Source organism: Streptomyces sp. Ag109_O5-1, assembly GCF_003814875.1.
GTDB classification, from domain to species: domain Bacteria; phylum Actinomycetota; class Actinomycetes; order Streptomycetales; family Streptomycetaceae; genus Streptomyces; species Streptomyces sasae.
The window spans coordinates 10,525,140-10,534,166 of record NZ_RKQF01000001.1 but is presented as its reverse complement, the minus strand read 5'-3'; the positions used below and the strand labels follow the sequence as shown (position 1 = coordinate 10,534,166).

Sequence of the window (9,027 nt, the reverse complement as noted above, 5' to 3'; positions counted from 1 at the left end):
GTCGACGGGCCGGCCGGTCTCTCGGGATGGCGGTGCAATCGGACGCCGTCAGCCCCGCTCCAGCAGGTCCAGTGCCCGTGTCCAGGCGAACTCGGGGCGCCCGCCGTCCGCTTCGGGCTCGCCGGCGTACGGGTCGCCGAAGCGGACGCCCAGTCCGCGCAGCCGGGCCAGGCTCTCCTGGTAGGCGGGGTGGGCGGACAGGGCGTCCGCGACGCAGGGCAGCACGGCGATCGGGACGCCCAGACCGAGGGCCTCGCACAGGGTGCCGACGGCCAGGGTGTCAGCGAGTCCGGCGGCCCACTTGTTGACGGTGTTGAAGGTGGCGGGGGCGACGGCCACCGCGTCCGGCGGCGGGAAGGGGCGCGGGTCGGCGGGCCTGCGCCAGGCCGACCGTACCGGGCGGCCGGTGCGCGCCTCGGCCTCGGCGGTGTCGAAGAAGCCGTTCATGGCGACCGGTGTGGCGATGATCCCGACCTCCCAGCCGCGCTCCTGCGCCGCGGTGACCAGTTTGCCGACGCCGGCGGCGATGCCGGCCGCGCAGACGACCAGGTAGAGGAAGGGCTTCGCGGTCTCATCGGTCATCCGGGAACCCTATGCGGGTTCTACCGGAGCGGGAACGACAGGCCGTGTTCGGACTCCGGGCGCGGACCGTGGACACGGCGCTCGTGCTCCTCGATCCGGACGTCGTTGATGCTCGCCTCGCGCCGGGTCATCAGCCCGTGCTCGTCGAACTCCCAGAGTTCATTGCCGTACGACCGCCACCACTGCCCGTCCGCGTCGCGGCACTCGTACTGGAAGCGGACCGCGATGCGGTTGCCGTCGAAGGCCCACAGGTCCTTGCGGAGCGCGTAGTCGAGTTCGCGGTTCCACTTGGCGGTGAGGAACTCGACGATCTCGGCCCGTCCGGTGACGAAGGCATCGCGGTTGCGCCAGACGGAGTCCTCGGAGTAGGCGAGCGCCACGCGCTGCGGATCGCGGGAGTTCCAGGCGTCCTCGGCGGCCTGGACCTTCTGGGCGGCGGTCTCCCGGGTGAACGGCGGCAGGGGCGGACGGATGGTCATGGTCTCCTCCTTCGGTGGAGAACGTGCGTTCTCTCGGTCGCTTGCTAACGTAGGAGAACGCACGTTCTCTCGTCAAGGAGTGGTCCATGGACAGCGTGGTGGCCCGTGAGCAGGCCCTGGACGCCGCCGAGCGGCTGTTCTACGGGCGCGGGGTGCAGTCCGTCGGCATGGACGACATACGCGGCGCCTCCGGGGTCTCCCTCAAGCGGCTCTACCAGCTCTTCCCCGCGAAGGAGCAGCTCGTGGAGGCCTATCTGGAGCGGCGGGACGCGCGCTGGCGGCAGCGGCTCGCCGAACACGTCCAGCGGCACGAGGATCCTCGGGAGCGGCTGCTCGCCGTCTTCGACTGGCTGGAGACCTGGTTCGGTGAGGAGGACTTCAGGGGGTGCGCGTGGATCAACGCGTACGGGGAGCTCGGCGCCACCTCCCCGCGGGTGGTGGCCCAGGTGCGGGGCCACAAGCGGGCGTTCCGGGACTACCTCGCGGAGCTGGTGGCCGGCGCCGGGCTGGACGCCGGGGTCACCGGGCCGCTGTTCCTGCTCGCCGAGGGGGCGATGGTCACCGCCGGTATCACCGGCAGCACGGCACCGGCGGCCGAGGCGCGTGAGGCGGCCCGGGTGCTGCTGCGCGCCGGGTGAGGTCAGCCCACGGCGGCGACGAGCCGCGAGAGCTCGGCGCGCGCCGTGGCGAGGGAGGCGGCGGCGGTCTCCTCCTGACCGGCCGGCAGGGGCAGCACGTCGACGCGGGTCAGTTCGGCGGCCACCGGGTGGAAGTGCTCGGGCCGGACGCCCAGCCGAGCAGTCCAGGCCTTCAGATACGGCAGCTGGAAGTCCAGGGCCGCCCGGCCGGTGTCCGGGCCGTAGGCACCGCCGCGCGCCAGGACGGCCACCAGCCGGGCGTCGGCCAGCAGGCTCTCCCCCGTGTCCGGGTGGGCGAAGGCGCCGGGGAAGGTCACCCGGTCGATCCACGCCTTGAGGGCCGCGGGCACCGAGAAGTTGTACATCGGAACGCCGAGCACCACCGTGCCCGCGGCGGCCAGTTCGGTGGTGAGCGGCAGGGTCAGTTCCCACTCACGGGCCTCGGCGGGGCTCTCGATCAGCGCGGCCACCTTGGCGGGCGGGACGAAACCCTCGCGCTCCACCCGGCGGCCCAGCCTGGCGTAGGCGCCGGTGAGCGGGGGCACCGGCGTGGCCGTCAGGTCGCGGTGGCGGTAGTCCGCCGCACCGTGCAGCGCGCGCCATTCCCGCGCGAAGTCCGCGGTGAGGCGCCTGGTCACGGAGTCGGCGGTCGTGTCGGCGCTGGAGTCGATGTGCAGCAGCATGGGGTGGTCACCTCGGTCGGTTCGGGTTCGTCGACGGGGTGACGGAGCACGGAGCGGAAAGGTGACCCATGGACGGGCACGACGAACTGGCGGCGGAGTTCGAGGCCCGGCGCGAGCGGCTGCGGGCGATCGCCCACCGCATGCTGGGCTCGGCCGGCGACGCCGAGGACGCGGTCCAGGAGGCCTGGCTGCGGCTGAGCCGGGTGGGCGGTACCGGGATCGACAGCCTCGGCGCCTGGCTGACGACGGTCATCTCCCGTATCTGCCTGGACATGTTGCGCGCCCGCACCGCTCGTCGTGAGGAACCGTACGGCGAGGATCTCGCGGAGCGCGCGGCCGGGGACGGGCCCGAGGAGGAGGCGGTGCTCGCCGAGTCGGTGGGCGTCGCCCTGCTGGTGGTGCTGGACAGGCTCGGCCCTGCCGAGCGGGTGGCGTTCGTACTGCACGATCTGTTCGCGGTGCCGTTCGAGCGGATCGCGGCGATCACCGACCGTTCGCTGCCGGCCGCGAAGAAGCTCGCCAGCCGGGCCCGGCACAAGGTGCGCGGCACGCCCGCGCTGCCGGCCGCCGAGCAGGACCGGCACCGCGGGGTGGTGGAGGCGTTCCTGGCCGCGGCCCGGGGCGGTGACATGGGCGCGCTGCTCGAACTGCTCGCCCCGGACGTGGTCCGCCGGGCCGACCCCGCGGCCCGGCCGCCGGGCGTGCCGGCGGAGCTGCGGGGAGCCCGGGCGGTCGCGGAGGGCACCGTGCTGCTGCGCCGGCGCGCCCGGTTCGCGGTACCGGTCCTGGTCGACGGCCGGGTCGGCCTCGCCGTCGCCCCGCGGGGACGCCTGCTGTACGTGCTGCGGGTCACCGTCGAGGGCGACCGGGTGGCGGCCTACGAGGTGGTCGCCGACCCGGCGCTGCTGCGAGGGCTGGAGCTGGCGGTACTGGACGCGCCGTCGGCTGCTTAGCCCGTCGCTTCCTTGACCGTGATGGCGTGTACCGGGCAGGCCCGGGCCGCCTCCTTGACCAGCGGGTCGCCCCCGCCGTCCTCCTTTCCGGGGAGCAGGGTGCTGAAGCCGTCGTCGTCCTGGGTGAAGACGTTCGGGGCGGTCAGGGCGCACTGGCCGGCGCCGATACAGACGTCCTGGTCGATCTCGATGTGCATGGCAGGAGCCTCTTACCAGGTCACGGGGAGTTCCAGCATCCCCTGGATCGTGTCGCCGGGTTTGAAGGGGATTTCCTCCGGCGGCGCGGCGAGCCGCAGGTCCGGCAGCCGCTCCCAGAGGGTGGTGAGGGCGATCTCCAGCTCGGCGCGGGCCAGGTTCTGGCCCAGGCACTGGTGGATACCGAAACCGAAGGCCACGTGGTGACGGGTCGGACGGTGCCAGTCGATGCTGTCGGGGTCGTCGTACACGGACTCGTCGCGGTTGATGACCGACGTCGCGAAGAGGACTCCGTCGCCCTTGCGGATGGTGGTGCCGGCCACCTCGATGTCCTCCAGCGCGACGCGCAGCAGCCCGTCGGCGATGGACAGCATCCGCATCAGTTCCTCGACGGCGGCGGGCACCAGCGTGGGGTCGGCGCGCAGTTCGGCGAGCCGCTCGGGCTGCTGGAGCAGGGTGAAGGTGCCGAGCGAGATCATGTTGGCGGTGGTCTCGTGTCCGGCGACCAGCAGGATGAGGGCGAGTGCGACCACCTCGCCCCGGTCCAGGGCGCCCTCGCGCAGGCGCTCGTGGACGAGGTCGTCGAGGACGCCGTCGCCGGGCGCCTCGTCCCGGCTCTTGCGGTCCGCCAGGTCGCCCAGATAGACCTCCAGCTTCTCGCGCGCGTCCAGGGAGTCGGCGGGCTCCGGACCGCGCAGCAGCCGCCGGGACTGCGCCTCGAAGAACTCGTGGTCGGCGTACGGGACACCGAGCAGGTCGCAGATGACCATGGACGGCACGGGCAGGGCGAAGGAGCTCACCAGGTCGGCGGGCGGTCCCGCGGCGATCATCCTGTCGAGCAGCCCGTCCACGATCCGTTGGATGGCCGGCCGCATTCCGGTCGCTCGTTTGAGGGTGAAGTCCGGGATCAGCATCCGGCGCTGCTTCTGGTGCTCCGGGTCGTCGAGACCGAGCAGGGCGACGTTGCGGCGCTCCCGGACCGCCGCGAACCGGGCGTTCGGCATCGGGAAGTCCTCCCGCCGGCGGTCGCTGGAGAGCCGGGGGTCGGCGAGCAGCGCCCGGGCCGCGCCGTGGCCGGTGACCGCCCAGGCGGTACGGCCGTCGTAGAGACGGATACGGGACAGCGGGCTTCCGTCGCGCAGCGGGTCGTAGCCGGTGGGCGGGTGGTAGGGACACGTCCGGTCCTGCGGCCAGGCCACGGGATCGGCCGGATGGGCAGAAGTCGTGGGTTCCGTCAGGTCCGTCAGTTCGTTCATGGAAGACCTCGCAGACGAATGCGGTACGTCGTGCCGATCTTCATTAGATGCCCGGGGCACCTATGGGGCGACCGCAAGTTCAGCCAGATCGGTGAAGTACGTGATCTGGCCGAACGGCATGCGGTCGGGGGACGTTTCCACGCCGAAATTCGCTTGCCGGGGCGGCGAGGCGGGCCGGAGGATCTGCCCATGACGACTCCTCACGCCTGTGCGACGCTGACCTCCGCGACCGTCCGTCCGGTGCGGGGCCAGCAGCAGCCGGGGCGCTCCTGGAGGCCCGAGCCCGCACGCCGGTGACGGCCGCGCTCGTCGCCGGCCTGCTCGCCGGGTACGGCATCGCCGTCCCGGTCGGCGCGGTCGGCACATATCTAGTGTCTCTCACGGCTCGTACGTCCCTGCGGACCGGCGCCTGCGCCGCCCTCGGCGTCGCGAGCGCGGACGGTCTCTACGCCCTGCTCGCCATGGTCGGCGGCGCCGCGCTGGCGGCGGCGCTGCAGCCGGTTCTGGGGCCGCTGCGCTGGGCCTCGGCCGCGGTTCTGGTCGCGCTCGCCGTGCGGGGTGCGGCGGTCGCGCTGCGCCAGTTCCGGGAGCGGCGGCTGGCGGTCCGGGCCGAGCGGCCGATACCCGGCCCCGCACGGGCGTATCTCGGCCTCCTCGGCATCACGCTGCTCAACCCCACCACGGTCATCTACTTCGCGGCCCTGGTGGTCGGCACCCGGGCGGGCACGGCGGTACGGCCGCTGGAGCAGGGTGTCTTCGTGCTGGCGGCCTTCGCCGCGTCCGCGAGCTGGCAGCTGCTGCTGGCGGGCGGCGGGGCGCTCCTCGGCCGGGGCCTGACCGGCCACCGGGGGCGCCTGGTCACGGCGCTGCTGTCGAGCTGCGTGATGCTGGGACTCGCGGCCCGCATGGCGCTGTCGCCGGGCTGACGGCCGAAGACGTCAGGACGCGAAGGACGTCAGGACGCGAAGGCCCGGGCGACGGCGAGGCTGTCCTCGTACACGTGGTGCCGGACGACCAGACCGTCCCGGACGGTGAGGTGCAAGGCGAACCTGGCTCGATAGGGACGCCCGGTGGGCTTCGCGGTCTGCCGGATCTCGCCGAGCACGACCGCGTCGAGGCCATCGACGAGGACGCGCTCGATCCGGGTGTCCGCCTGTCCGGGCACGTGGTGTGCGGCGAGGTCCCGGAAGTGGGCGGCGGCGCCGGCGCGGCCCGTACGGTGGGTGATCCACGGGGTGGCGGGACGGTCGTGCTCGTCCTCGGGCCAGTTCAGCCGCCAGTCGAGGTCCTCGGCGTACAGCTCGGCGATCGGCCCGGGGTCGCCCGCGCCGATGCGGCGGAGCAGTTCCTCGACGACGGCGCGGGTGCGGGACATGGGTGACCTGCCTTGTATGTCGGCCGGATGCGGTGCGCGTACGACCATGCCCGGAACGCGCGGGGTAGGCGATTACGTGTGGGGTAAGGGGTTCGGTGTCGCGTGGATGATCCGGGCCGCACCGGGTGTTGAATCGTGGCGTCAGTCTTGGCAGCGACGAGGGGACGGACCTCATGCCTCTTGAGGGCGAGTACGAGCCCAGCCCGACCGCCTGGGTGCGCGAACAGGTCGAGTTGTACGAGAGCTCGGGCGGGACGAAGGGCACGACCCTGATGGACACCGGGATGCCGGTCATCCTGCTGACCACCCTGGGGGTGAAGAGCGGGAAGATCCGCAAGACGCCCCTGATGCGGGTGGAGCACGACGGGAAGTACGCGGTGGTCGCCTCGCAGGGCGGTGCGCCCAAACATCCGGTCTGGTACTTCAACGTCAAGTCGGAGCCGCTTGTCGAGCTCCAGGACGGGGCGGTCAAGCGGGACATGACAGCCCGTGAGGTCACCGGTGCGGAGAAGGAGCAGTGGTGGGAGCGCGCGGTCGCCGCGTACCCGCCGTACGCCGACTACCAGAAGAAGACGTCCCGGGAGATCCCGGTGTTCGTGCTGGAGCCGGTCGGGGGGAACTGACGGTTCCGGGAATCCTTTCCGGCCTGGAACCGTCGGAATTTAGAAAAATCTGTTTCCGGCAGGCATGAGCCGGGTCCGGGCCGGGCAGTCGAAGGTCAGGCCCCGCCGCGTTCCCCCGTCGCGGCGGGGCTTTCCGCTGTCTCGTGCGCGGAGCGGTCGGTGACGTCAAGGAAGATCTGGTCGGCCTCGGAGAACGTCCGGGCCAGGGACCGCTTGATGCGCACCAGGACCTCCTCGACCCGTTCGCTGTCCAGGCCGGGCACCAGATCGACCCGGGCCGCGACCAGGGTCGACTCCAGGCCGGTCCGCATCGTGAGCAGCGCTTCCACGCTGTCGATCTCGGATTCCGCCGCCAGCTGCGCCCGCATCCTGCGGCTCAGCTCGGGATCGGCGGCCTCCCCGATCAGCTGGTCGCGGGCGTCGGCCCCGAGCCGGTAGGCGACGAACACCAGCAGCGCGCCGATCGCCAGCGAGGCGGACGCCTCCCAGGCGACCTGGCCGGTGATCATGTGCAGGGCCATGCCGGCGATCGCCAGGAGCACGCCGAGCACCGCGGTGCCGTCCTCGGCGACGACCGTGCGCAGCGCCGGATCCCGCAGCCCCCGCTGCTCCCGGCGCACCTGGTGCAGGGCCCGGATCAGGGAGATGCCCTCCGCGCAGAGGGCGACGCCCAGGACGATCAGACCGGCCACATAGCCGCTGAACTTCTCCTCGGCGCCGTTGCGCAGCGCCTCGATGCCCTGGAAGACGGAGAAGCAGCCGCCCATGACGAAGATCCCGACGGCCGCGAGCAGCGCCCAGAAGAAGCGTTCCTTGCCGTAGCCGAAGGGGTGCCGTTCGTCGGGCGGGCGCCGGCTGCGGCGCAGGGCGGCGAGCAGGAACACCTCGTTGAAACTGTCGGCGACCGAGTGCGCGGCCTCCGACAGCAGCGCGGGCGAGCCGGCCACGACCCCGCCGACGGCCTTGGCGACGGCGATCACCAGATTGGCGGCGAGCGCCACGAGCACGGTCACGCGTGTCCTGCGGTCGGCCTCCGGCCGCTTCTCCGATTCGGTCCCGCTCACGCCCGCCGACTGCCCCGACGCGCGCCGATCACACCGTACGGTCGGCGCAAATCGGGGAACATCGGGGGAACCCGGTGCATCGGCGCGTACCGGCCCTCATGGACCGGTGCATGAGGGCCGGTCGTCGGGGCGACGTCCCCTCGGCAAGGAGGAACCATGAGCGGTGGCGGCAACGCCTCGTTGGGGCACAAGGCGTTCTCCCGGTCCCCCAGTCATTTCGCGGACCGGATCACGGCGGACGGACGGGACGGCTGGCCGGTGGCGGCCGGGCGCTACCGGCTGGTGGTCAGCCGTGCCTGTCCGTGGGCGAGCCGGGCGGTGATCTCACGAAGGCTGCTCGGCCTGGAGAACGCCCTCTCCCTGGCCGTCGCCGACCCGATCCAGGACGACCGCAGCTGGCGCTTCACCCTGGACCCGGGCGGCCGGGACCCGGTGCTCGGCATCCGGTTCCTCGGCGAGGCCTACGACCGGCGGGAGACCGGCTACCCGGGCGGGGTGAGCGTGCCCGCGGTCGTGGACGTGCCGAGCGGGCAGCTGGTCACCAACGACTACCAGCAACTGACCCTGGACCTGGCCACCGAGTGGACGGCACTGCACCGGGAGGGAGCGCCCGAGTTGTATCCGGCCGGCCGGCGGGACGAGATCGACACGGTGATGGCGGAGGTCTACTCGGACGTCAACAACGGTGTCTACCGGGCCGGTTTCGCGCCCGGGCAGCAGGACTACGAGGAGGCGTGCACGGCGGTGTTCCGGCGGCTCGGCCTGCTCGCCGAACGGCTGGCCGGGCAACGCTATCTGGTCGGGGACACGATCACCGAGGCCGACATCCGGCTGTTCACCACGCTGGTCCGGTTCGACGCCGTCTACCACGGCCACTTCAAGTGCAACCGCTGGAAGCTCACCGAGAACCCGGTGCTGTGGGCGTACGCGAGGGACCTCTACCAGACGCCGGGATTCGGTGACACCGTCGACTTCGACCACATCAAGCGGCACTACTACCAGGTCCACACCGGGATCAACCCCACCGCCGTCGTGCCCCTCGGCCCGGACCTCGCCGGGTGGCTGACGCCCCATCACCGCGAGGAGCTGGGCGGCCGGCCCTTCGGGGAGGGGACACCGCCCGGCCCGGTGCCGGCGGGCGAGGAGGTGCCGGTCACGGGGCGGCCCTGACCACGCGGA

12 protein-coding genes are annotated in these 9,027 nt (G+C 72.4%); 5 read left to right on the top strand and 7 right to left on the bottom strand.

What is annotated here, in order from left to right; translation table 11 throughout:
- Positions 1 to 48: 48 nt before the first annotated feature.
- Positions 49 to 582: a flavoprotein gene (locus EDD90_RS48030; protein WP_123979312.1), complete on the bottom strand. Its 534-nt coding sequence runs from the start codon at positions 580 to 582 to the stop codon at positions 49 to 51.
- Between the two features lie 20 nt (positions 583 to 602).
- Positions 603 to 1,061, bottom strand: a complete 459-nt coding sequence (locus tag EDD90_RS48025) for a nuclear transport factor 2 family protein (protein ID WP_123979311.1) — start codon at positions 1,059 to 1,061, stop codon at positions 603 to 605.
- Positions 1,062 to 1,147: 86 nt separating this feature from the next.
- On the opposite strand from EDD90_RS48025, the gene EDD90_RS48020 reads away from it, so the two are divergent.
- On the top strand, positions 1,148 to 1,699 hold the full coding sequence (locus tag EDD90_RS48020) for a TetR/AcrR family transcriptional regulator (protein ID WP_123979310.1): 552 nt from the start codon (positions 1,148 to 1,150) through the stop codon (positions 1,697 to 1,699).
- Positions 1,700 to 1,701: 2 nt separating this feature from the next.
- Here the strand turns inward: EDD90_RS48020 and EDD90_RS48015 are convergent, their stop codons facing one another.
- Positions 1,702 to 2,382 carry an FMN-dependent NADH-azoreductase gene (locus tag EDD90_RS48015; RefSeq protein ID WP_123979309.1) on the bottom strand — a complete coding sequence of 227 codons (681 nt, stop codon included), beginning with the start codon at positions 2,380 to 2,382 and terminating at the stop codon, positions 1,702 to 1,704.
- 68 nt (positions 2,383 to 2,450) lie between these two features.
- On the opposite strand from EDD90_RS48015, the gene EDD90_RS48010 reads away from it, so the two are divergent.
- Positions 2,451 to 3,335, top strand: coding sequence for a sigma-70 family RNA polymerase sigma factor (locus EDD90_RS48010; RefSeq protein WP_123979308.1), 885 nt, complete (start codon positions 2,451 to 2,453; stop codon positions 3,333 to 3,335).
- Here the strand turns inward: EDD90_RS48010 and EDD90_RS48005 are convergent.
- Positions 3,332 to 3,532 carry a ferredoxin gene (locus EDD90_RS48005; protein ID WP_123979307.1) on the bottom strand — a complete coding sequence of 67 codons (201 nt, stop codon included), beginning with the start codon at positions 3,530 to 3,532 and terminating at the stop codon, positions 3,332 to 3,334. The two genes, EDD90_RS48010 and EDD90_RS48005, sit on opposite strands and share 4 nt — an antisense overlap.
- A 12-nt stretch (positions 3,533 to 3,544) precedes the next feature.
- Positions 3,545 to 4,786: a cytochrome P450 gene (locus EDD90_RS48000; RefSeq protein ID WP_123979306.1), complete on the bottom strand. Its 1,242-nt coding sequence runs from the start codon at positions 4,784 to 4,786 to the stop codon at positions 3,545 to 3,547.
- A gap of 293 nt (positions 4,787 to 5,079) precedes the next feature.
- On the opposite strand from EDD90_RS48000, the gene EDD90_RS47995 reads away from it, so the two are divergent.
- Positions 5,080 to 5,712 carry a LysE family transporter gene (locus EDD90_RS47995; RefSeq protein WP_123979305.1) on the top strand — a complete coding sequence of 211 codons (633 nt, stop codon included), beginning with the start codon at positions 5,080 to 5,082 and terminating at the stop codon, positions 5,710 to 5,712.
- Between the two features lie 29 nt (positions 5,713 to 5,741).
- Here the strand turns inward: EDD90_RS47995 and EDD90_RS47990 are convergent, their stop codons facing one another.
- Entirely contained in the window at positions 5,742 to 6,161 is a 420-nt protein-coding gene (locus EDD90_RS47990; protein ID WP_123979304.1) for a nuclear transport factor 2 family protein, read from the bottom strand.
- Between the two features lie 173 nt (positions 6,162 to 6,334).
- Here EDD90_RS47990 and EDD90_RS47985 point away from each other — a divergent pair, with 173 nt between their 5' ends.
- Complete coding sequence (locus EDD90_RS47985; protein ID WP_123979303.1) at positions 6,335 to 6,784, top strand: nitroreductase family deazaflavin-dependent oxidoreductase; 450 nt, start codon at positions 6,335 to 6,337, stop codon at positions 6,782 to 6,784.
- A 95-nt stretch (positions 6,785 to 6,879) separates the two neighbouring features.
- Here EDD90_RS47985 and EDD90_RS47980 read toward each other — a convergent pair whose 3' ends face one another.
- Positions 6,880 to 7,848, bottom strand: coding sequence for a cation diffusion facilitator family transporter (locus EDD90_RS47980; RefSeq protein WP_123979302.1), 969 nt, complete (start codon positions 7,846 to 7,848; stop codon positions 6,880 to 6,882).
- Between the two features lie 156 nt (positions 7,849 to 8,004).
- On the opposite strand from EDD90_RS47980, the gene EDD90_RS47975 reads away from it, so the two are divergent.
- A complete protein-coding gene (locus EDD90_RS47975; RefSeq protein WP_123979301.1) occupies positions 8,005 to 9,018 on the top strand; it encodes a glutathione S-transferase family protein in 1,014 nt (337 codons plus the stop codon).
- The last annotated feature ends 9 nt before the right edge of the window (positions 9,019 to 9,027 follow it).